This window comes from Microbulbifer sp. HZ11 (assembly GCF_000708675.1).
Classification (GTDB): domain Bacteria; phylum Pseudomonadota; class Gammaproteobacteria; order Pseudomonadales; family Cellvibrionaceae; genus Microbulbifer.
Genome location: NZ_JELR01000002.1, coordinates 449,990 through 473,732 on the forward strand (window position 1 = coordinate 449,990; position 23,743 = coordinate 473,732).

The 23,743-nt window shown below is 58.9% G+C and carries 18 protein-coding genes and 1 tRNA gene; 2 read left to right on the top strand and 17 right to left on the bottom strand.

Going from position 1 to position 23,743, the window contains the following annotated elements:
- Positions 1-150 precede the first annotated feature (150 nt).
- The 11 genes from AU11_RS09635 to rlmE form a co-directional block, all read right to left on the bottom strand.
- Entirely contained in the window at positions 151-1,872 is a 1,722-nt protein-coding gene (locus AU11_RS09635) for an ATP-binding protein (RefSeq protein ID WP_043319018.1), read from the bottom strand.
- Positions 1,873-1,921: 49 nt separating this feature from the next.
- Positions 1,922-5,359 carry a BREX system P-loop protein BrxC gene (gene brxC, locus AU11_RS09640; RefSeq protein ID WP_043319021.1) on the bottom strand — a complete coding sequence of 1,146 codons (3,438 nt, stop codon included), beginning with the start codon at positions 5,357-5,359 and terminating at the stop codon, positions 1,922-1,924.
- A 14-nt stretch (positions 5,360-5,373) separates the two neighbouring features.
- Positions 5,374-5,925, bottom strand: coding sequence for a BREX protein BrxB domain-containing protein (locus tag AU11_RS09645; RefSeq protein ID WP_043319023.1), 552 nt, complete (start codon positions 5,923-5,925; stop codon positions 5,374-5,376).
- Complete coding sequence (locus AU11_RS09650) at positions 5,912-6,733, bottom strand: hypothetical protein (RefSeq protein ID WP_231491808.1); 822 nt, start codon at positions 6,731-6,733, stop codon at positions 5,912-5,914. The genes AU11_RS09645 and AU11_RS09650 overlap by 14 nt, the downstream gene beginning before the upstream one ends.
- A gap of 339 nt (positions 6,734-7,072) precedes the next feature.
- Positions 7,073-7,158 (bottom strand) — tRNA-Leu (locus AU11_RS09655).
- Positions 7,159-7,192: 34 nt separating this feature from the next.
- On the bottom strand, positions 7,193-7,624 hold the full coding sequence (gene secG, locus AU11_RS09660; RefSeq protein WP_043319027.1) for a preprotein translocase subunit SecG: 432 nt from the start codon (positions 7,622-7,624) through the stop codon (positions 7,193-7,195).
- Between the two features lie 56 nt (positions 7,625-7,680).
- A complete protein-coding gene (tpiA, locus tag AU11_RS09665) occupies positions 7,681-8,418 on the bottom strand; it encodes a triose-phosphate isomerase (RefSeq protein ID WP_043319029.1) in 738 nt (245 codons plus the stop codon).
- A gap of 129 nt (positions 8,419-8,547) precedes the next feature.
- Positions 8,548-9,894 (bottom strand): phosphoglucosamine mutase, encoded by a 1,347-nt coding sequence (gene glmM, locus AU11_RS09670; RefSeq protein WP_043319031.1) that lies wholly within the window; start codon positions 9,892-9,894, stop codon positions 8,548-8,550.
- 88 nt (positions 9,895-9,982) lie between these two features.
- Positions 9,983-10,828 (bottom strand): dihydropteroate synthase, encoded by an 846-nt coding sequence (gene folP, locus AU11_RS09675; RefSeq protein WP_043320344.1) that lies wholly within the window; start codon positions 10,826-10,828, stop codon positions 9,983-9,985.
- A gap of 135 nt (positions 10,829-10,963) precedes the next feature.
- Positions 10,964-12,883, bottom strand: coding sequence for an ATP-dependent zinc metalloprotease FtsH (ftsH, locus tag AU11_RS09680; protein ID WP_043319033.1), 1,920 nt, complete (start codon positions 12,881-12,883; stop codon positions 10,964-10,966).
- Between the two features lie 171 nt (positions 12,884-13,054).
- Positions 13,055-13,675 (bottom strand): 23S rRNA (uridine(2552)-2'-O)-methyltransferase RlmE, encoded by a 621-nt coding sequence (gene rlmE, locus AU11_RS09685; protein WP_043319035.1) that lies wholly within the window; start codon positions 13,673-13,675, stop codon positions 13,055-13,057.
- A gap of 71 nt (positions 13,676-13,746) precedes the next feature.
- Between rlmE and AU11_RS09690 the strand changes: the two genes are divergently transcribed.
- On the top strand, positions 13,747-14,052 hold the full coding sequence (locus tag AU11_RS09690; RefSeq protein ID WP_043319037.1) for a YhbY family RNA-binding protein: 306 nt from the start codon (positions 13,747-13,749) through the stop codon (positions 14,050-14,052).
- 87 nt (positions 14,053-14,139) lie between these two features.
- Here AU11_RS09690 and AU11_RS09695 read toward each other — a convergent pair whose 3' ends face one another.
- The 6 genes from AU11_RS09695 to AU11_RS09720 form a co-directional block, all read right to left on the bottom strand.
- Positions 14,140-14,913, bottom strand: coding sequence for a rhamnogalacturonan acetylesterase (locus AU11_RS09695; RefSeq protein ID WP_051687140.1), 774 nt, complete (start codon positions 14,911-14,913; stop codon positions 14,140-14,142).
- An 84-nt stretch (positions 14,914-14,997) separates the two neighbouring features.
- Positions 14,998-16,989: a hypothetical protein gene (locus AU11_RS09700; RefSeq protein WP_051687141.1), complete on the bottom strand. Its 1,992-nt coding sequence runs from the start codon at positions 16,987-16,989 to the stop codon at positions 14,998-15,000.
- A 180-nt stretch (positions 16,990-17,169) separates the two neighbouring features.
- A complete protein-coding gene (pntB, locus tag AU11_RS09705) occupies positions 17,170-18,567 on the bottom strand; it encodes a Re/Si-specific NAD(P)(+) transhydrogenase subunit beta (protein ID WP_043319039.1) in 1,398 nt (465 codons plus the stop codon).
- 12 nt (positions 18,568-18,579) lie between these two features.
- Positions 18,580-20,121: a Re/Si-specific NAD(P)(+) transhydrogenase subunit alpha gene (locus AU11_RS09710; RefSeq protein ID WP_043319041.1), complete on the bottom strand. Its 1,542-nt coding sequence runs from the start codon at positions 20,119-20,121 to the stop codon at positions 18,580-18,582.
- Between the two features lie 672 nt (positions 20,122-20,793).
- A complete protein-coding gene (gene modA / locus AU11_RS09715) occupies positions 20,794-21,663 on the bottom strand; it encodes a molybdate ABC transporter substrate-binding protein (protein WP_081848047.1) in 870 nt (289 codons plus the stop codon).
- Between the two features lie 86 nt (positions 21,664-21,749).
- On the bottom strand, positions 21,750-22,424 hold the full coding sequence (locus AU11_RS09720; RefSeq protein ID WP_051687142.1) for a molybdenum cofactor guanylyltransferase: 675 nt from the start codon (positions 22,422-22,424) through the stop codon (positions 21,750-21,752).
- A 651-nt stretch (positions 22,425-23,075) separates the two neighbouring features.
- Here AU11_RS09720 and AU11_RS09725 point away from each other — a divergent pair.
- Complete coding sequence (locus AU11_RS09725; RefSeq protein WP_043319044.1) at positions 23,076-23,678, top strand: ANTAR domain-containing response regulator; 603 nt, start codon at positions 23,076-23,078, stop codon at positions 23,676-23,678.
- Positions 23,679-23,743 lie beyond the last annotated feature (65 nt).

A 23,743-nucleotide genomic window follows, 5' to 3' on the forward strand; every position in this document is an offset into this window, starting at 1 on the left:
TTCTTTTACTTCCCCAATCCTGAAAGTGATGCCACGGCTACGGCGTTGGTACCGTGAGAGCACTTTTTCCTGTCGCATCGGTGCGACTTGATATGCGCAATTTTACCAATAATCGCATAGCTTGCGCATAGATTTTTACCTATGCGCATTTCAATGCTGGCGCGCATTGCTGTACTCATAGCGCGCCCAGCGCCGCTCACCCACCTGCTGGAGGCCGGTGTTCTCCTGCATCAGCTCCTGCATCAGGCGCCGGGCCTGGTTGCGGTCAAAGCGCGTGATTTGCCGGATCTCCTTGTTGCTCAGGCCCGGCTCGTTGCGGCGTGCGCGCTCCATCAAGATGCTGAGCACGCGGGTTTTGGCGGCCTCCCAGTCGATGCGGCGGCGGGCCTCGCCTTGGCCGTCTTCGGCCAGACGGTTATAGAGGTCCGGGTGAACGCACCAATAGGCCCCCCGGCCAGTGCCGCCATGCTCGATGTAGCCGGCTGACTCCATGGCCGAGAGCCGCTCGCGGATTTCCGACTCGCTGCGCTGGCACAGGGCGGAGGCGGCGCCGGTATCCAACTCCGGGTGCTGCAGTAGGTATTGCAGCAGCAGAAGCTCGTCCACGCCCAGGTTGCGGCCATGCTCGCTCTCCTCGGCCACGAACAGACGGAAGGCGGCATTCAGGTCCCGCTTGGGGAAACTCACCAGCACGGATTCGCCGATCTCGCGGATCTGCGGTGGTTCCTTGCCCTCAATGAGCAAGGCGGAAAACATGCGGTTTATTCCCAGGTTGCTGCGGTTGACCAGGCGTAAGCGAGTCAGCGCCTCCACCAGCAGCGGATTTCGGGCGGCGGGCTGGTGATGGAGGATATTGTTGGGAGTAATGCCGGCAATGAAGCCCCCGTTGTTGCTGATTTCCAGCCGGTCCGGGTAAAGCTTGACCATCACCGGCCCGGCGATGCGCAGATCCGCATGGCAGAAGGCGTTCATCAACGCCTCGCGCACGGCGATTTCCGGCCAGGTGCGGTATTCGTAGTGGAACAGGCCCTGCTGATAGGTGGTGATGGGGTTGAAGGGGACCAGCAGTTCTTCAATGCGCTGAACGGACAATGGCAAGGCACTCACCCGATCCTCACGGATGCCGTACTCGGTATCCGAAGTCATTTGCAGGAAGGTCCAGTTGTGGCCGGGGAGGTGTTCCCGGATGGCGGCTTCGGTACCGGCCAGCAACAGCGCCGCGCGAGTCAGTTTGCCGTGTTTGATCAGGCCCAAGGTGGACAGCAGCTCGACATCGGTCAGGCGTAGCAGGTCCTCCGGCGCCCGCTCCTTGCGGGCCTGATTGCGTAGGGACTCGAGGGCGGTGGCGGATAGTAACTGGTTGTCCACGGGGGAGACGGCTTCGCCAGTGTAATCGGTCTCGCCCGTTTCCACGCCGATTTTGCGACGCAAGGTGCCAGTGAGCGGCTGGCAATCCTTGCCTACACGGATGGTGCCCCGGCCAGCGCTGTCGGTGTAGGGCGGCATACCGGGGTAGATCTGCATAAGCAGCAGGCGACCGGTGCCTTCCGGTACGGCCAGCTCTTCGAATACCGGGGTTATTTTCGGATCCGTCTGGTCGTAAACCGCCTTTTTCAGCAGGTTGATGTCGATTTCCGGCGGAACGCCGATAATGGCGCTCCCACGCCCCTGGGACCGGTCGGCCACCCCAAACACCACGGTACCGCCGCCGCCATTGGCCATGCATACGGCCATCTGGACCACGGTTCTCACCGCTTTGTCGCGGCTTTGCGTGTCCCACTGCTTGAAGTCGAGGTCCTGGTCTTCCAGGTCGTCGGCTATGCAGTGCTCCAGCTCCGGAAGCAGGGACTCTATGTTAGCGGCAGTCCTCATGGATGAAGTCATTCCCCTTATTTGACTGGCTCTTTATTTGACGGGCTCTTTATTTGACTGAAATGGGCCCGTCTGGCAGCGCTGCCTTGAGTTGTTGCTTCACTTCCTCGGCCCAGGCATCGATGTCTTCGTCAGACTTCAGCGTGCGGCGGGGCACATGGATAAACTGGATCTCCGGCTCGCACAGCTCGGCTGCCGCCACGGCCACATTGTCAAAGCGGCTGGGAAGTGCGGCGACGCGATCAGCAAACATGGCCAGAGCGCACTGATCCAGCGTGTTCAACACCTCTTGGGTGGATTGAACCGCGACCTCGGGCTGATCCGCCAGGGTCAGGCGCTGGTCTGCCAACAGCTGGTTTCGCTGTTCGGGCTCCAGTTGCTGCCAGTTGCTGTCATCGGCCAGGCGAGCCATGCCTTGCTCGTGGCGTTTCTGGTAATCCTGGTCCAGTCGATTCAGTACATCCCGGAGCGCCTGTGTCAGGCTGGTAATCAGCGGGGCCACCGGGTCGGGGTCGGTCAGCAACTGTCGCTGCTGTTCAATGGTTTCCACCTGAGCCCGGAAGACATCGGCATCGTCGAGCCCGCCTGCGTGGGACATCAATCGCTTCAATATCACCCAGTTGGGCCAGCGCTGGTGAATGCGCTCCGAGAGGTGCTCCCAGGCCTCGATGCTGGAGACCAGCTCTTCGCGTCGGTTATAGAGCGCCACCAATTGCTCATTGCCGGCGGTGAGGCGAATATCGTCAAGAAAGCTGGTGTCCGGGCGCTCCGGTTTGGGCGCTTCTCCGCCGGCCTCGTCAGCCAGACCGGAAAGCTTCTGCAGGAATTGAGGCACATACGCCAGCTCCTCACCCTGCTTGGCGGACAAGCCCACCTTCTGCAGCAGCTTACGGATCTGGATACGCTGGGGGGTAGTGACGGTGGCGGACTCTACTTTGAACAGGGTTTTGCCAATGCTCTTGCGCTCCAGGCTGGACGGTTCAAGAGGTTGGCCGCGTTCGTCCTGGGCGCGGATAAGGCCAGCCACCAACAGGGCCTGAAGGCCACCGTCCACGGCGTCGCGGGACCAGCCATAGGGAGAGGACTCAAAATGGGTGCGAATATCCACGCCTTTTTTGCCGCCGGCAATGGCTGCCAGAATGGCTTTGCACACTGGGTTCTTGGCCGGCTCGCCATCATCTCCCACGGCCTTGAGGGCGTCTGGGGCACCTTTCTGGGCCTTTTCGTAAACCTTGGACCAGCCGGCATGGTCAGCGGTATGGAAGTGAGGGTAAAGCCGTTGCAGGGCGTTGTTGGCGGCTTCCAGGATCATTTCCTGGAGATCGTTGCCCAGAATCTCGTTACCGCCCCCCTGGAAAACACGGGCTCCGGAGAAGGCTTCGTTTAGTAATTCCCGGATCTTGCCCTCAGCAGTCTGCTTGGTGGTTTCCATGGCAGCCCGTGCCTCTGTGCCCTCCGGGGTGTTGGGCACGCCTCGCTTGTCCAGGGTGGCACTGGCGGCCTTGTAGTCGATCAAATGGTGCCGCAGGTCATCCGCAGAGCGCTTGGGGATGAACACGAATACGGTGGGCGATTGATTACCGGCTTGCCGGGCATCGGCGCGTACGGAGTTCTCGTCGCCGCTCCACCCATCCCGAACCCAGACGCAAATGCGTTGGCCGGCATCGTCTGGCAACTGTGCGTCGAATACCGGGTAGATATCGCGGGTGACTTTTGCATCGCCCTGAACCAGCGACAGTTTACGGGCCGCCTCGCCAAAGGTGCGGCGGATACGGTCATCGCGCTCGGCATGGATGCGATGCGCCTCGCTGGATAGGGCCGCGCGTTGGCTGAGAAATTCATCCGTCCAGGCGGCGCTCTCTTCGGTCTGGATGCGGTACTCATCGCCGACTTTCATCAGCAGCTCGCAGCGATCCAGCAATCCCGGAAGTTTGCTGCGCAGGCTGCTACTCCCGCTGGACAGGTCCTCGACAAGCAAGTCCGCCAGGGAATCCACCGTGGCACGAATGCCGACTTCGTTGTTCTGACCGCCCAGCTTGTTGATCAGGAACACCAGGCCACAGGCACGAGCCATCAGGCGTTCGTCGTCCGAGCCCTTGATCCAGCTCATGGTTTTTTCATGAACCTTGCGGGGCAGAATGCGCGACTGGAGTAGTTTGTCGGCGGAATCGAAGTACAGGTAATCCCCTGGCACTACATAACCCAGCGGATCCTCAAGGTTGGTCTGAATGACCTTGTGCACCATGCTGAGCTGGTTGCGCAACTGGCTGTCGGTGCCCGTTTGATCCAGCACGCGAAGGGTGTTCTCCCAGAAACGTCTGCGAACCGGCAAGATGGGGTAGTCCTGCGGGAAGTAGGGCAAGTCATCCTGACGGTGGCCGAGGGTGGTCCCGGTCAAGTGCCTGGAGATTTCCCCCAGGTTGGTTTGCATGATCTGCTCAATGGGGGACTTGGCTTCCGGCTTCTTGGCCAGGATGACTTGGCGGATCACGGCATCCACATCGGCGTCCGAGAGCTCAACGCGGATCGTGAAACGGCCCTCGAGCTTTTTCAGGTTACTGGTGCCGGTAACGGCGGTCTGACCGGTACCAATGAACAGAAGCTTGCCAGCAAAGTTCTTGCAGCATGCTTCCACCACTTCCTGTACGGCGATGGAGCGCTGGCTGTCCTCGCCAATGAACTGCTGAACTTCGTCCAGAACGACCAACGTCAGCGGGAATTTGCCCTCTTGTGTCAAAGCCTGGCGAATGGCCTTGAGCATATCGTCACTGGAGATGTCTTGAACGTACGGATACAGGTTGTTCAGGGTTTCGACGCAAGACGCTGGTGTGGTAAACAGGGCTGGCTTGGCCTGTACCAGGGCATCGTGCAGACCCTCAGCTACGTAGAAATTATCCAGCTCTTCATTCCAGTCGAAGCCGTTGGCTTCCACCTGATTGCGCACCTGGTCATAGATGCCCTCGTGCCTGAGCCACATGACGAAGCGGGCAACCGGGTACTGCTCCGGCAGGTCCACAGACTTAAACAGAATTCTGAGAAGGGCGAGGCGCACGCTGCCGCTGGCACCGGAACCCAGGGTGCCGGAAGCGGCATGCAGGCCGCCATGACGCTTGGCTTGAGTGCTGAGTTCTCTCAGGTGGTCGCTGATGCCCTGGGGCAATTTGGCGATTCCCCGGGCCGTGGCTCCGTCTTCGAAGACGGTATCCACCCACAGTGCCCGCAGCATTTTGACGAGGTGGGATTTACCGGACCCATAGAACCCACTCACCCACACTGCCGGCTGCTGGGCCTGGTCGATATTCTTGAGGTAGGTTTCGAGGATGTGTGACATCCCTTTTTCGTACTGACCATCGCAAACGAACGTTTCCAGTTCGTAACGAAGAACCGCCAGGGCATGGCTGGTGGTTTCGTCGTTGACGCTTGCCACCCCTTCGTTGACCAGCTTCCGGGTGGTTGGATCCTTCTGATAAATGTCACGATTCTTCATTAACAACCTCTTATTCAGTAATCCTTATCCGCCGTGATGGGCATGGCGAGATAGTTCCACCCGTCGTAACCGTCCAGCAGTCGGTAGTTGTTGTTTTCGTAGCTTCCAGGGAAAAACACCAGCAACCGCCCGGGTACCCGAGGGGCAAGCTTGTCGACCACATCCTTCACCTTGAGGAAGCCGAACAGTGACCCAACGCCCTGGATTGCCACCACGGCGTTCTCATCAATATTGCGGCTGTCCAGAAAGCGCTCGAATTCGTCCACGATGTAATCAAGATACTTGGGCAGCACAGTGGCGAGTAAATGCGGCTTCTGGAAGTAGCTCTTGGCATAGCGCTGGCTACTGAGCCAGGCCGCAAAGGTGTTGGTCAAATCGAACAGCGCCCAGTCATGGCCGGCCTGTTTGGTGACAATTTCAAACTCATCGACCCGGGCCCGGAGCCAGCGCTCCTCGTTCTCGTTGTACACGCATAAAATGACGCGCTGTGCGGCAGCCGCATCGTCCCGCCAGGGGATGGATATATGCCTGCTGTAGGAATGTACTAACCGTTTAACCCTGCTCACGCAGCCACTCCTGTTCCTGCTGGTTGATAAGGCCGGGGAAAAGCACCTCGATCACATCCCCTACCCGCTTGAAGGTTATCCAGCCTTTGCGTGAGGCGCCCTCCGCGAGCTCGATGGCTTTATCGCGTGGGCAGTCGAGCAGTTTTATATATTCGGTGCGAAAGAGTTCCTGCCCTCTGGCTCCGGTCAGGTATCCGAGCAAAAGTGCGTATGAAACACTCCCCGAGGTTGGTGTGGGATGGGCGCGAATTTTTTTCACCTTACCGTTCAAGTGGCCAGACTTGGTCCAGCTTGAGTTGATGTTCTGCGCCGTCGATTTCAGGGTTGCCTTGCTGAAGCGGCCAGGTTCCTGGCTATCGATAAATTCTTCCAGGAACTCCCTGTTAATCACTGTCCCTTCGGGACATTTCAAGATAAAGGGTGCCGTGGAGCGAAAGATGGAGTCACGAGCATAGGCGCACAGCGCGGCCAGCAGTGGTCGCCCCGCTTCATCTCGCTTCCAAAAATGCAGGAGGGAGCGAAACAGGATGTGGGCGGTATCCAGAGAATAGAGCTCCGCCAGGTGACGGTAGGTCAACCTACGGGTTTTTCCAGAGCGTTTGGCGAGGCAGTTGTCCTCTTCGACAGCTCGCAGGTAGTCGCCTTTCGGGGCATCTTTGCGGTCGACATAGCTAAGGAGCGCTGCCAGCTCGTCGAGCATCATGGTTCGGGCGCTGTGTACTCCTCCCCGCTCGAAACGAAACCCGAACCGGGCTAGCGGCTTATGATTTTTTGCCATTGTCGCCCCTCGTGTCACTTGCTCCGCCATTGCGTAACCACTGCTCAATCTCATTTTTTTTGACTTTCCATTAACGGCCTACGAGGGTGGGGTGGACAGAAGAATTCAGAGCTTTTCCCCGCGAACTTTCATTTCGGCCACAATTTCACGCCCCATGTAGAGTGCTGGAACTAGAAATACTCAGGCATTAGGGGCGGACGAACTTCACCCCTTTCGATAAGCCAAAGCTAATATATAGCGGTAGGATAAAGCTTTAAACCGCCCAGCCTGAAGCACAGAGCCTAGCCAACAACTTGTAAATACGAAAAAGCCCCGCAATGCGGGGCTTTCGGAAGGATACCGAACCCATGAAAAGTCCGGCTTTCAATGTGGTGCCCAGGGCGGGACTTGAACCCGCACGAGCATAGCTCACTACCCCCTCAAGATAGCGTGTCTACCAATTCCACCACCTGGGCAAAAACTTAGCAGTTTTTGATTTCGCCTTTCGGCTTACTGAGGCTGTTCCTCAGTTCCTGCTTCCGGCAGTTCGGCCTGGGGGGCTTCTTCTGCGGAGGGCAGGTCGTCAGTGGCCGGGGCTTCGTCCTGAACTTCAGGGATGTCGCTCTCGATCACTGCGGGGATTTCGTCCTGCTGTTCGCGGGATTCAATCGCTGCGGGTACCTGTGGGATACCGTCAACTTCCGGTGCTTCGTTGTTGCTGGCGAGGTAGGCCAGGCCGAAGCTGGTGACGAAGAATACCGTCGCCATAATTGCAGTCAAGCGGGAAAAGAAATTTCCGCTGCCCTGGCTGCCGAATACGGTCTGGGAAGCACCCGCACCGAAAGAGGCGCCGGCTTCTGCACCCTTACCCTGCTGAATCAGGATCAGGCCAATGATGGCCAGAGCGGTAAGGATGTGTACGATTAATACCAGTTTTTCCATTGTCCAGAAAACCTGCTGTTGGGCTCGGGCCCTTGCTCAAAAATTTCTTGCTGCGCTCAGTCGGCGGCGCGGCAAATCTGTATAAACTCTTCGGCCTTCAGTGAGGCTCCGCCTACCAGTGCACCGTCGATATCGGGCTTGGCAAACAATTCTGCGGCGTTGCCGGCTTTTACGCTGCCGCCGTAGAGGATCTGAACCTTGTCACCGTCTTCGCCCAGCTGCTGGCGGATAAACTGGTGCACTTCCTGCGCCTGTTCCGGGGTGGCGGTCTTGCCGGTGCCGATGGCCCATACGGGCTCGTAGGCGATAACCGCGCTTTCCCAGCAATCTTCCAGACCCAGTGCAACAACCGCCTGAATCTGTTTGGCAACCACTTCCAGGGTGTTGCCGGATTCGCGCTGCTCGAGGGACTCGCCCACACACAGCATTGGAATCAGGCCGGCCGATTTGGCGGCGGCAAACTTGGCCGCAACCAGCTGGCTGCTTTCGCCGTACAGGCTTCGGCGCTCCGAGTGCCCTACGATGACGTAGTGCGCGCCGCAGTCCTTCAGCATCTCCGCGGAAACTTCTCCGGTGAATGCGCCGGAAGGCTGCTCGCTGAGATTCTGTGCCCCCAGCTGTGCCTGCCCGATCTTGTCTGCAACCACACCCAGATATGGGAACGGCGGACAGATCACTACCTGAGAGGAGCAGCTGCCAGACTCGAGTCCGCTATTCAACTCCGCCAACAGCTGCTCGGCAAATGCTTTGGTGCCGTGCATTTTCCAGTTGGCAGCGACCAGGGTTTTACGCATGGGTGCTCCTCCAAGGGGCGCAAATCTTAGCGGTATTGCCGGTAACATACAACCAGCGATTCCGGATATTTATTGGTTTTTCCATTGCTTTTCAATGGCTTCCGGTTGGCGGTGCCGGCGTTGGTGCAATCAGGCGTTACCGACCCGTTCGACCACCTGGGCGATGTCACCCGCCAGCTGTTGAACGAGCGACGGGTCCTTACCCTCAACCATGACCCGTATCAGCGGCTCAGTCCCGGATGGGCGCAACAGTACCCGGCCGGTGTCGGCGAGGGTGGATTCCGCCTGGGTCACCGCAGCCTTTACATCACCGTGCTCCAGCACGCCGTCGCGGCTGGCGAGGCGTACATTGATCATATGTTGCGGCAGCATTTCCATTCTGCGGGTGAGCTGATCGAGAGATTCCCCAAAATCGCTGACTGCGCGCAATACCTGCAATGCAGAGATGATGCCATCGCCGGTGGTAGTGACGTCGGTACAGACGATATGCCCGGAGGATTCGCCACCCAGGGTCCAATCGTTTTTGTGCATCAGTTCCAGCACATAGCGGTCGCCGACCTTGGCGCGGGCGAAGGGAATTTTGCGTTCCTTGAGGGCCAGCTCGAAGCCGAAGTTGCTCATCTGAGTGCCCACCACGCCGGTACAGCCGCCGAGGAACTGCTGACGATGGATAGCGATCAGGAACAGCAGCTGATCCCCATCCACCAGATTGCCGTCTTTATCCACAAACATCACCCGGTCGCCGTCACCGTCAAAGGCGATACCCAGGTCAGCGCCGCGTTCGACCACGGCTTTCTGCAGCTGTTCCGGCTTGGTGGAACCGCACTCCAGATTGATATTGAGACCGTCCGGCTGTACTCCGATGGCGTGTACTTCGGCACCCAGCTCGCGGAATACCTTGGGCGCGATGTGGTAGGTGGCGCCGTTGGCGCAATCCAGCACGATGTTCAGGCCCTGCAGAGAATAGGCCCAGGGGGTGCTGGCTTTACAGAACTCGATATAGCGGCCCACGGCGTCATCGATACGCCAGGCCTTGCCCAGGTCCGTGGCGGTTTCCATGGGCAGGTCCAGAGCGGCTTCAATCTGCGCCTCGACGTCATCCGGCAGTTTGCTGCCATCGGCGCTGAAGAACTTGATGCCGTTATCTTGATAGGGATTGTGGGAGGCACTGATCACGATTCCCGCCTGGGCGTGAAAGGTGCGGGTGAGATAGGCGATAGCGGGGGTGGGCATGGGGCCCAACAGGCCCACGTCGACACCGGCGTTGATGAGCCCCGCTTCCAGAGCGGCTTCAAACATGTAGCCGGATACGCGGGTGTCCTTGCCGATCAGGATACGACTGCGGCCTTTGCCTTTCGGGTTGGCACCGAGCACTTTGCCGGCGGCGTAGCCGAGGCGCAGCATAAAGTCTGGGGTGATGGCGCCTTCGCCGACCAGGCCGCGGATGCCGTCTGTGCCGAAATATTTTCTGGTCATCGTAATCTTACTTCTCTTTCTCTAATCGCTAATTTTGGTCTGGGTTGCTGCGCTCTGAGACACCGGCTTGCAGGGCAGGCTCCTACTCCTATAGGGCGGTGTCGACTAGCTGTTGTAATTTCAGCACATCGGCAGTGGCCGCGACGTCGTGCACGCGGATTATGGCGGCACCGCGCTGGGCAGACAGCATGGCCAACGCCAGGCTGCCGGGCAGGCGCTCATCCACTTCACGCCCGAGCAGGCGACCAATCATGGATTTGCGCGACATGCCCACCAGAATGGGTACCCCTTGCGGAGCCAGCTCCGGCAGATGCCGCAGCAGCGCGAGATTGTGCTCGTCATTCTTGCCGAAACCGAAGCCCGGGTCGTAGAGGATTTTCTCCCGCGCAATGCCGGCCTGTTCACAGGCCCGCAAGCGCTCATCGAGGTAAGCGCGTACTTCGCATACAACATCACGGTACTCGGGGTTAGCCTGCATGGTGCCCGGCTGTCCCTGCATATGCATCAGGCATACGGGCAATCCCGTGGCAGCGGCGGCATCCAGAGCACCGGGACGAGTAAGCGCTCGCACATCATTGATAATACCGGCACCGGCGGATGCGGAATCCCGCATCACCGAGGCGGTGCTGGTGTCGACGGAGATCACTACATCCAGGCGGGATGCGATGGCCTCCACAACCGGCACCACCCGCTCCAGTTCTTCCGCTTCGGAAACCGGCGCCGCACCGGGTCGGGTGGACTCACCGCCGATATCCAGGATTGCTGCGCCGTCGCGCACCATCTGTTCTGCGCGCTGTAATACCAGGTCGAGATCCAGCCCGCTGTCGCCGTAATAGCTTCCGCCATCGGAGAATGAATCGGGGGTGGTGTTGAGAATCCCCATGATCTGGGGGCGGGAAAGGTCCAGAGTATGCTGGCCACAGACGAGCTTCATAGCATTCATATCACTTAGCCCCGGCTCAACAGGAATTGGGGGCAGCGGGAATAAACAAAGCGGGCCTACTGGCAACAGCAGGCCCGCTTGGAAGCGGCACACTATAGGCGTGCGCCGCACAAGTTCAAGATGGGGTCAGTGGTCGTTGACCGGGCCGCCTACCGGGCTTTCTCCGTCTTTCGAGCCACCTTGGGTTTCGTCTTTCGGCTCCACCTCTTCCGGTGTACCGCCGCCGGTATAGTCGTTGTCGTGCCAGTCCTTGGGCGGACGCACTTTCCGGCGCGCCATCAGGTCGTCCACCTGCTCGGCATCCAGAGTCTCGTATTCCATCAGCGCGTCTTTCATCGCTTCGAGAATATCGCGGTTCTCTTCGAGCAGTTTTTCCGCACGCTCGTAGCAGGTATCGATGATGCGGCGCACTTCCTCGTCGATCTCGTTGGAGGTCTTGCCGGAGATCGGGTTGCCGTGGCCGGGCTGACCGGTCTCGTCTTCACCATAGTGGAGCGGGCCGAGCTTCTCGGACAGGCCCCACTTGGTGACCATATTGCGGGCGATGTCGGTAGCGCGTTCGATATCGTTGGAAGCGCCGGTGGTGACACCGTCGACACCCAGGGTCATTTCTTCCGCGATACGGCCGCCGAACAGGGAGCACAGCTGGGATTCCAGTGCGCGCTTGCTCAGGCTGTACTTGTCTTCCTCCGGCAGGAACTGGGTCACCCCAAGGGCACGGCCGCGGGGGATGATGGTGACCTTATGCACCGGATCATGTTCCGGCACCAGGCGGCCAATAATAGCGTGACCGGCTTCGTGGTACGCGGTATTGGTCTTTTCCTTCTCGTTCATCACCATGGACTTGCGCTCGGCACCCATCATGATCTTGTCGCGGGCGCGCTCGAACTCCTCCATGGACACCATGCGGCGGTTGGCACGGGCGGCGAACAGGGCGGCCTCGTTCACCAGGTTGGCCAGGTCCGCACCGGAGAAGCCAGGGGTACCGCGGGCGATGACCTGCGGATCGATTTTCTCGTCCAGGGGCACTTTGCGCATGTGTACCTTGAGGATCTGCTCGCGGCCGCGGATATCCGGCAGGCCGACAAACACCTGACGGTCAAAACGGCCGGGGCGCAACAGGGCCTTGTCCAACACGTCCGGGCGGTTGGTCGCCGCGATGACGATGACGCCCTCGTTACCTTCAAAGCCGTCCATCTCTACCAGTAGCTGGTTGAGGGTCTGCTCGCGCTCGTCGTGGCCACCGCCCATACCGGCACCGCGGTGGCGGCCGACAGCGTCGATTTCATCGATAAAGATGATGCACGGGGCCTGTTTCTTGGCCTGTTCGAACATGTCGCGCACTCGGGAGGCACCCACACCCACGAACATTTCCACAAAGTCCGAACCGGAGATGGAGAAAAATGGCACTTTGGCTTCGCCGGCGATGGCTTTGGCCAGCAGGGTTTTACCGGTGCCGGGAGGGCCCGCCATCAGTACGCCGCGGGGAATATTGCCCCCCAGGCGCTGGAATTTGGATGGATCGCGCAGGAACTCCACCAGTTCCTGTACATCTTCTTTCGCCTCATCCACACCGGCCACGTCGGCGAAGGTGGTTTTGATCTGATCTTCACCGAGTAAGCGCGCCTTGCTCTTGCCGAAGGCCATGGGGCCGGAACGACCGCCGGCTCCGCCCTGCATCTGGCGCATAAAGAACATGAACACGGCGATGATGATCAGGATCGGGAAGCTGGCCACCAGCAGCTGCTGCCAGATACTGGGGGACTCGGGCTCGCGACCATTGAACTTGACGCCGCCGCGCACCATTTCGTTGGTGAGTTCGTCGTCAATAATCTGCGGCTGGATGGTTTTAAAACGGCTGCCATCGGCCTTCTCGCCGGTGATGACCAGGCCGTCGACCAGTACATTCTTGACCTGGCCGGACTGTACGTCCTGCACAAAGTCGGAGTAGCTGAGGGATTCATCCCTGGACTGCGGCTTGAAGTTCTGGAAGACCATCAGCAGCACCGCAGCGATGATCAACCACAACACCAGATTCTTTGCCATATCGTTCAAAGGGTATGCCCTCTTGCCTGTGCCCTGGCCTGCGCCCGGCAACTTATTCCATTTCACCCAGTATAGGCGGCGAAAATCGTAAATCTGTCGCCCCGGTCATCGGGGACTTTATCAAATCTCGGACCCTGGCGCTTCACGCCTGCGAGTGGGTCGCTGTGCGGATTATCCTTTGAAGCCTCGCGCGACAACATAGACCTCGCGGGAGCGGGGACGGGATGCACCGGGCTTGCGGGTAACCACAGACTGATACTGACTGCGTAGATCGCGGATCAGTTCATCAAATCCTTCGCCCTGAAAGACCTTGGCCACAAAAGCGCCGCCTGATTTGAGGGTCTGCCGCGCCATATCCACTGCCAGCTCCACCAGATACATGGAAGCCGGCTGATCGACAGCGCGCACACCACTCATATTGGGGGCCATATCGGAAATCACAAGGTCGGCGCGCTCTTCCCCGAGCTTTTCCAGCAGCTCTTCAAACACGGCCTCCTCGGTAAAGTCACCCTGCACGAAGTCCACGCCCGCCAGGGCGTCCATGGGCAGGATGTCCGATGCAAGAACCCGGCCTTTATGGCCAACCAGTTCTGCAGCCACCTGGGACCAGCCTCCGGGGGCGGCGCCGAGATCCACCACCGTCATCCCGGGCTTGATCAGGCGGTCCTTTTCCTGCAGCTCCTGCAGTTTGTAGGAGGCACGGGAGCGGTAGCCGTCTTTCTGGGATTGTTTGACGTAGTGGTCGTTAAAATGTTCACGCAGCCAGCGGTGGCTGCTCTTTGATCGGCCCATCAGTTACAATACATCGCTAATTTCTGGGGTTGTCCGCGCGCGGGTTACCCGATTTAAGGATGGAGTATTGTATGCCTTTAAACGCTGACCGCAAAAAAGCCTTGCGCGCTCGTGGACATAGCCTCAAACCAATTGTCACTGTAGCCGACAAAGGGCTGACCGAAGGGGTGCTCGAAGAGCTGAATCGCGCCCTGGAAGATCACGAGCTGATCAAGGTGAAACTGGCGGTGAATGACCGCGATGTCCGCCGCGAGCTGATTACCGAGCTGTGCGCCCAGAGCAAATCCGAACTGGTGCAGGAAATCGGCAAGATCGCGCTGATCTTCCGCAAGGCGGGTAAGCCCAACGCGCGGCTGTCCAATCTCTTGCGCCCCTAACCACCTATCAGCCACACCCCAGCGTCGAATGCCTGCTGGGGTGCCCACCTGGGGCTACCCGAACTTCCGGGTAACCCACTTCATTTTTCAGTATTTTAGAGCCAGGTGCTTGGGGTCCGGTTTTCGCAGACGCTTGCTGAGCGGATGCTCCCGCTTGCGCAGCTCCGCCAGTACCAATTGCGCCACTTCACGCGCCCCCAACTGATTCAGGTGGGTGTCGTCGCGCACGCCCACCGGATAATTGGGGTGCAGCCCCGGGGCGATATGCATAAAGCGCAACGCGCTGTCGCGGTCGCCCATGGCCTGGAAATATTCCCGGGTCACCACTTCCATATCGATAAACTCCACCTTTTCACGCTGTGCCACTTCACGCACCAGTGGCGCATAGGGGTGGGTATGTTTGATGGTATTTTCCCCGTCGAAATAGCGGCGGGTAATGGGTGACATCAGAATCGGTTCCGCACCGGCCTTGCGTACGTCATTGATAAACTGGGAGAGGTTTTCCTTGTACTGCTGCGGCGTGGTGTAGCGGTCTTTTTTGTGTTCGGACTCATCATTGTGGCCGAACTGGATTACCACATAATCATCCGCCTGCAGAGTTTCCATAATGTTGGCCCAGCGCCCTTCCTCGATAAAGGTGCGGGTACTGCGGCCGTTCATGGCCCGGTTGTCCACGGTGATGCCTTCGTCAAAAAATACCGCAAAGGGGACACCCCAGCCGGTTTCCGGGTAGTCCTTGATCTCCTTGATGGCCATGGTGGAATCGCCGGCCATGTAGATGGTGGTTTTGTCCGTTGCCATCGCCGCCTGGCTGGCGAGCAGCGCGGCACCTGTAACAATCAGGTGTTTCAGTTTTCTCATAATAGATTCACTCTTGGGCTTTTCGGAAATCGCCTTCGAGGTTTTCCATCGAAAATCGCCCGGATCATGGTCCGGGCTTTTTATTTAAAAGCGGGTGGGCGGGATAAAGCTCCGCGGGTGCTCTACCGGCATAGGAATACGCTGGCTGGGCATCGGTGCGGCAAAGCGCAACAGACCGGATTCCCCTTCGCAGGCGGGGGTCAGATTCTGTCCCCACCCTTCCCCGGCGCACAGGGCCATGGGCAGCATACTTTTCAGATGCGCGTCCGCCTCGGCCCAGGCCTCGGGCAGCAGCCCTTGCACCGCGGTGCTGGCACGAGGGCGAATGCGCTCGGAAGCAATTCGGCCGCGCTGCCCATGGGATACCACATAGTCATCCGCAGACATTGGTGATACCGGGCGATTGGTCACCGCAATATCCCGTTCGATGCCATAGCGCAGGCTCATCATGGTTTCCTCAAACAGCATGGCAGTGTCCTCCCAGGGGGAGCTGTAGCTGTAGAAATCATTGGCCGAGTCCGGGAAAAAGAAACCGGCAATGTCCGCTGGCGTGTACTCGCGCTGTGTGTCACTGGCCTCGGCGCCGCGATAGCGCACCTCCGCCAGTGCATAGAGCTCGGGGGAGTACATCGGGTTAACCGCCGTTACCGATTTGTTGACGAAACTGGCGGACTGCGCCTGATTGAAGAAAATATCGTCGCGATCCAGACCGCTGTTGAGCTTCGCCGGCGACATGGCATCCGCCGCATGGGCCAGCTCGTGGTACAGCAGCGACCCCAGATCCGCTTCCAGCTCGTAGAAATCCCGGGAGTGGCGATCCTTCACCTCGTAGTAGGTGAATACGTAATTGTTATTTTTCACGTAGCGCCAGGGAGTGACGAAGTTCAACGCGGAGCTGAAACCACTGCGGTAGTCCGGCTGCTCATTGATCACGTCGCGCTCCTCCGGCGACAGCCACAGACTGTCCGGGTCCAGATAGATGGCCCCGGTAAGCGACCAGTAAAACGACGGCCGCACATCGCTGGAAATCACAACCGCGGTCACCGAACGCAGCAGCCGAGCGAAATCCCCGTGATTGTCCAGCTGGGTCAGGAAGCGTTCGAAACGCTCTCCCATCCAGTCGTGGGACACCAGCACATGATCCATGATCTGGTCCACCGTGGGCGCGCTGCTGATCAGGCCGATCGGCGGCAGTGTGCGCAGGGTACACAGATTGCTGTCGTTCAACTGGTTGGAATAGACACAGTCTTTCAGCACGTCGCGGTAGGGACTATCGGCGCGGTAGCTGTACACCGGATTGAGCGGCACTGATTTGGCACAGTATTCACCGTCGCCATCGCAGAAGTAGTCACTGTTCGCTTCCGGGCGGTCCTGCACCACCACATAGGCGGTATCAGAGAAACTGCCCGCGGTGGTCTCCAGGGTGGCGCGCAGGGTGATCACCTGATCGCCGCTCACCCGCGGCGCCGTCACAAACACTACCGGCTGACCGGAGTCGTCTTCCACCAGATCCGCTTGTGGGCCGGCGAGCTGCTCGAAGTGCCAGGACTCGACACTACCGCTGACATGACTGGCATTCAGACGCAGCGAGAACTCTGCGCCCTCACTCACCGCGCGATCCGCGCGGAACTGCACCCGGGTGCTGGCACTACTGGGCGCCACAGAAATATTGAAGGTGTCCTGCAGGCTGTCGCCTTCGGGGTTGGATGCCGTCAGGCGAAAACTGTACTCACCGCTGAACACGGCATCAAAACTGATACCAGCGGTCCCGTTACCCGCCAGCGGCATGACATCGGGGCCGGACAGCTGCTCCCACTCAAAGCGGTTGTAACCCTGCTCGCTCAGGCTCGCCACCACACCGACACTGTCACCCTGGCTGGCGCTGCTGTCACCGGCCAAGGTCAGTTGCACGGGAGCCGGGGCAATGGGCACTCCACCACCGGTATTGGTGCCGGCGGAGTCGCCGCGATCGGAACCACCACCCCCTCCGCCACAGGCAGTCACCGAGAGTGCCAGGAGAGAGGCGGAAAAAACGCGCAGTGCGCGACCGGGAAGGTTGCGGAGAACGGCTGTCATGCTGGCTCTTATTCTGATGATCACTTGATTGACCCGTAGATTACCACCGGTCTGACCACCGAGAGAACCCCGCGCCACACCCTCCCCTGCGGCGGTGATCCACCACAAAGTCGGGACGAAAAAAAAACGGCCCTCCTCGCGGGGGCCGTTTTTTGATCAGAGACAGTACTGAATGATGGATCAGGCCGGATTCAGCTTGCCCAGTACTGACTGCAGACTCTCTTTCGCATCGCCGAACAGCATGCGCGAGTTGTCCTTGAAGAACAGCGGGTTGGAGACACCGGCATAGCCGGAGGCCATGGAGCGCTTCAGCACCACCACTTTGCCTGCCTTCCACACTTCCAGTACCGGCATACCGGCAATGGGGGAACCGGGCTTTTCAACGGCATCCGGGTTAACGGTATCGTTGGCACCGATCACCAGCACCAGGTCGGTTTCCGGGAAGTCGTCGTTGATCTCTTCCATCTCCAGCACGATGTCGTAGGGCACGTTGGCTTCCGCCAGCAGAACATTCATGTGTCCGGGCAGGCGGCCCGCTACCGGGTGGATGCCGAAGCGTACGGTTTTGCCGGCCTTGCGCAGCTTGTCGGTGAGGTCACTCACCGCCTGCTGAGCGTGGGCTACCGCCATACCGAAGCCCGGTACGATCACGATGTTCTTGGCCGCTTTCAGGTCGTCCGCCAGCTCGTCGTGGGTAGTCGCTACCGCTTCACCCTCTTCCTCGCCATCGGCGCTGGCCACGGTGCCGTCGGAACCGAAACCACCCAGGATCACGCTGATAAAGGAGCGGTTCATACCGCGACACATGATGTAGCTGAGGATGGCACCGGAGGAGCCCACCAGAGCGCCGATCACGATCAGCAGGTCGTTGCTCAGCATAAAGCCGGTGGCCGCGGCGGCCCAGCCGGAGTAGCTGTTCAGCATGGAGATCACCACCGGCATATCCGCACCGCCGATGGCGGCGATCAGGTGGATACCCAGCAGCAGGGCGATACCGGTCATCACCAGCAGATTGATGATGGTGGCATTGCTAACGTCAGCCGGGATGAACTGGGCACCCAGTACCACACAGATGGCCAGGGCGATCAGGTTCAGCCAGTGGCGCGCCGGCAGCATCAGCGGTTTACCGGAGATCAGGCCCTGCAGCTTGCCGAAGGCAACGATGGAGCCGGTCAGGGTGATGGCACCGATAAACACACCGATATAGATCTCGGAGTTGTGCACGATGTGCGCGGCACCTTCGAGATTGATGCGCGGGTCCAGGTAACCACCCCAGCCGATCAGTACCGCGGCCAGGCCCACAAAGCTATGCAGCAGGGCTACCAGCTGTGGCATTGCGGTCATCTCGACCTTGCGCGCCAGGTGAATACCGATCACTGCACCCACGCCCATGGCGATGCCAACAGGCAGGTAAGCGCCGGAGGTGATACCGGCGACGGTGGCGATAATGGCAACCGCCATACCCACCATGCCGTAGTAGTTACCGCGTCTTGCAGTCTCGTGAGTGGACAGTCCGCCGAGGCTCAGGATGAACATCACCGCGGAGAACAGATACGCCATAGAAATTACACTATTCATGTCTGTCTCTCCTTATCGACGGAACATTTTCAGCATACGGTGGGTTACGAAGAAGCCACCGAAGATGTTGATACTGGCAAACAGTACCGCGATAAATGCCATTACGGTCACCAGGAAGGAACCGGTGGCGCCCACCTGCAACAGGGCACCGATGATCACGATGCCGGAGATGGCGTTGGTCACACTCATCAGCGGGGTGTGCAGGGCGTGGGATACGTTCCAGATCACCTGCCAGCCGATAAAGATGGACAGCACAAACACGGTAAAGTGGGCCACGAAGTCCGCCGGTGCGGATTTACCCAGGGCCAGCAACAGCAGGCCGGCCACAGCCCAGAAGGCCACCAGGGACAGCGGGGAGGATTTCTTCTCCGGCTTCGGCTCCACTTCAATCTGCGGCTCCGGCTTTTTCTGCGGAGGCGCGGCAGAGATTTTTGGCGCGGGCGGCGGCCAGGTGATTTCGCCCTCCTTCACCACGGTGGCACCGCGAACCGCTTCGTCTTCAAAGTTGATGACGATCTCGCCGTTTTTCTCCGGCGTCATGTCGGTCAGCAGGTGACACAGGTTGGTGGCGTACAGGGTGGAGGACTGGGTGGCCGCGCGGCTCGCCAGGTTGGTGTAACCGAGGATGGTCACGCCGCTCTTGACGACTTTCTTGTCCGCTTCGGTAAAGTCACAGTTGCCGCCCATTTCCGCCGCCAGGTCCACAACCACGGAACCTTCGGCCATGGTTTCCACCATGTCCGCCAGCCACAGCTTCGGCGCCGGTTTGCCGGGGATCAGTGCGGTAGTGATGACGATGTCCACCTCCTTGGCCTGTTCGCGGAACAGGGCCATTTCGGCCTCGATAAACTCCTTGGACATCTGCTTGGCGTAACCGCCGGTGCCGGAGCCGTCTTCCTCGATTTCCACGGTGAGGAATTCCGCCCCCATGGACTCTACTTGCTCGCGCACTTCCGGGCGGGTATCAAAGGCGCGCACGATGGCGCCCATGCTCTTGGCGGTACCAATGGCGGACAGACCCGCAACACCGGCGCCGATCACCAGTACCTTGGCGGGCGGAATCTTACCGGCGGCAGTGATCTGACCGGTAAAGAAGCGTCCGAACTCGTGGGCCGCCTCGATCACCGCACGGTAACCGGCGATGTTGGCCATGGAGCTCAGTGCATCCATTTTCTGTGCGCGGGAAATACGTGGAATGGACTCCACCGCCAGCGCGTTGATGTTCTTGTCCGCGAACTTCTTCAGCAGCGCCTCGTTCTGCGCCGGCTTAAGGAAGGCCACCAGGGTGGCGCCGCTGGGGATCAGGTCCAGTTCGGCGTCGGTGGGCTGCTGTACTTTCAGTACGATGCCCGCCTGGCTCAGGCACTCAGCGGCGTTCGCACACAGCTTGGCACCGGCCTGTTCGTATTCGGCATCCGGAAAGCTGGCTGCTTCACCGGCCCCCTGTTCGATCACAACGTCAAAGCCCAGCGACTGCAAACGCTTTACGCTGGCTGGCGTTGCCGCGACCCGCGACTCTCCAGGCGCGGTCTCCTTTGGTATGGCAATAATCACCGTTTGTGCTCCCGTTAAATATTTCGTTGTTATAAAACTCTTCGTTACAAATGGCTGCAAAGAGTCGACCCGGTTAACCGGGTCATTTATGTACCGCTGACATTTAATCCTGAACTTCCCGGTCCGTCATCAGGCATATCTGATTTTGGCGTGAAAGCGGTCCTGCCCGGGAAAAAAGTTTTCCCGGAAAAATTAAATCCGTTTCGGTAGGACGATGAATTAAAGGGAATAAATTCAGGTAACGGAAATAGAGGATTCTTATTACTCGTTTAGTGGAAATTTATCAGAAATAAGGGAAATCGATTAAAAATCAGCAGATTACGTTACAAATGAAACAAAAATCGAGAGAAACCGCCTGACTATTGTGCATTTAGGCTAAATGATGACACAGGGAAACTATATAAGCTGCTGCGCGAAAAAAAACGCCAAACCACATTTTATCAATTCGCATAAGGGAATATTTGGTTAACTATTCCAAAGGGTTTTTATTAATTCGAAAGCGCCATCTGCAAATAATAACGCTTTGATATGGGAATAATTCACCAATGGAATAGGTATCATATAAAACCAATTATCGGCATCGGGATTTGCCATATTCGTAGGCGGGAAATAAATGGGAATAACCGCAACTATTTCCTGTGAAACCAAAATATCCCGTCTATTTGCAGAATATTATTCTGCGGCACGAAAACCCAGTTCGGGCAGTTTTCGCTGCACGGCATCGGAGCGTAGATATTGCAGCAGACGGATCGCCAGCGTGCGCTGGCGGGTACCCCGCAGGATCACCATCTGCAATTCGATCGGTGGGTGGAACTGCTCCGGAATCCGCATATATTGGCCGCGGCGCCCGGATGCCAGCGCCTGGCTGTAGGGAATCACCCCCAGATCGCCCTCCCCCTGGTGCAACATGATCTGCGCATGGCCGGAATGACCCGCATACACCACCCGGTTCTTGACCCTGGGCCAGAGGCGCAGCTTCTTGAGCATCTTCACTGCCGCATCCCCATCCGGGGCCAGCTGAGGGTCCGCCACCACCAGCTTGTGCTTGCCGCGCCCCAGCAACAGAATCAGTTGTCGAGGCGTCAACATCGCACCGCTCTTTGTCAGCTGCATGGAAAGCTGGGAAAAACCGGAGGACTTACTTTTGGATACTACAGGGTTGGCCCACACCGCCAGCTGCCCGCGCGCAAACGCCTGACGACTGGCGGGCACCGTAAGTCCGGCCTTTTCCAGCAGTACCGGGCGGGCGCTGTCCGCGGACAGCATCAGGTCAAAAGCAGGGTCCGCGCTATCCGCGCGGATCTGGCTGTAAAGCAGACCACTTGCACCCGCAGTGATCTGCAGACGGCACCGGCAGTGAGATTCAAACTGGGGACGAAGGGCTTCCAGGGCGGGCTGAAAACTCGCATCCACCGCCACCCTCAACTCGCGGCGGGAGTGATCTCCGCAACTCATCAGCGACACTGACAGCAGCAGGGTAACCACCAACAGCGTAAACACACGCCGCTGGGCCAGAAGGTATCGGCTCGATTGTCCCGTCATCCGAAATCAAAACCTCTGTTCGAATAGCGAAGGTTTACCCCACCCGGGTCTCTGGCCGGGTTGCAGGCCGAGTTCAACGGCCCAAGTCAATCACCCCGGAATCGCTGATAGTCTTCCGGCCGGTTCAGATTCAGATGCCAGTCGCCCTCCGGGGTGGGCAATTGCATACAGCCAATGAACCCGAATAGTGCCCGCATCGAGGCAATCGCATTGCCCGCAGCGGCGGCGTCCAGGTAATTGCGGCAACGCTGCCCCAGGGGCAACCAGCACGGCAGATAGTGGTTGCCGTAACAGACGGCCTGCTCCACGGACTGCCCTGCCACACACAACCGTTGCAGCAGGCCCGGGGACAACAGTGGCATATCCACAGGTGCCACCAGCAGCGCATCACAGGGACGGTCACTCTGCTGCAGGTGCCGGTAAACTGCCTGTAGCCCGCCGAGGGGCCCCGCCGCGTCGACCTGATCGGGAATTCCGCCAGGTCGGCGTCCACTGACCAGGGTCGGCATCCATTTTATGCCGTCAATTTCGCGCATCTGCGCAAACTGGCTCTTCGCCTGTTCGAGTAGAGTCCGTCCATTGGATAATTTTAGCAGCGCTTTGTCCTGCCCCATGCGGCTGGACAGACCTCCGGCGAGTACCACCGGGCACACATGCAGCGTCGCACCGCCACCGCGACCTCTGGCCGGGGCGTTAAGACTAACGGCGCCAGTATTGAAAGCGCCCCCGCGGGGCGGACTGGCGTTGTGGGGAGGGGTCATCGAATACAGCTTCCCAGAATCATTCTTCCTTCAAGGCAATCCGAAAAAGAAACCATACAGCAAAAGTAGCTTCGCATATTCCACAGCAGACGCCATTAGCCCCAAAGAGCCAATTCACCCGCCACCCTCTATCCAGTCGTCGACATCGCAGCAAACCCGGCCAGGTGACGCCCCTGCACCAATTTGCCGCCCACAACTTGTCACCCGCACCAACTGAAGGCACTGATACCAGGTATTTACCCAACCCCATCAGCGCTTGCTCATCCCGTTCGCATGCGGTTTTGTGCGGGCCTGCTCCGTTTGCCAAAGTTGGTACGAGTTTTGATTGTCTAATCACCACAGGCAAAGAAGCCCGGCAGCACCGTGTGTGCGGCCGGGCTTTTTTATTTCTGTCTGCCGACAGGCGCAGGCCCGCAAGGCAGCGCCATTGGCAGCTAAGTCCTTGCTTCTGGCACCAAGATTGCAACGACTCAGCATAAACTCTAAAGCAGCGACACCCGGCGCAGATACGACAAAGTACTCGGCCGCAAGTGATCCATGCGATAACAAAAATACCGGCCTGCCTGCCAAGCACGCACCCGGACTACTGGCGTCTCAGTAGTCACACTGATGGCGCCTGGCAGCAGTTCGAACATAAGTTTTGACGAAGCGATGACCACCACTCCAGTATCTGCCCCAATAAGCATTCTGCTGGTCGATGACCAGACAGAACGCGCTGCCATGGTGGCTGAACAGCTCACCGCTGCTGGCTACAACCTGCTGGCACAGCTTTCCAGTGCCGAGGGCCTTCTTTTCCAGGTGGAGAAACACCGGCCGGACATTGTCCTGATCGACATCGAGTCTCCGGACCGGGATATCCTCGAGAGCCTGTCGGTCATCAATCAACACAACCCCACTCCGGTCGCCATGTTTTCCGCTCGCGGCGGCGCCGAATTTATTACCAGCGCGGTCGAGGCCGGCGTCAGTGCCTATATGGCCGAAGGCCTGTCCGCCGAGCGTGTGGCCCCCGCCATCGAAATCGCCATGGCCCAGTTCCGCAGCTACCAGCACCTGCGCGAGTCTCTGCAGCGCACCCAGCAACAGCTCGACGAACGCAAAATTATTGAACGGGCAAAAGGCCTGCTGATGGCGCGCAAAAACATCAGCGAGCAGGCAGCCCACCAGACGCTGCGCACCCTGGCCATGAACAGCAACTCCACCATGCGCAACGTGGCTGAACAGATCGTCGCTCACCTGCAATCACCTGCGCGTTGAGCCCGGCCTGACACGCCTCAAAAACACACCCGGGGCGAACCAGCGCAAGAATACAAACAAGTTAC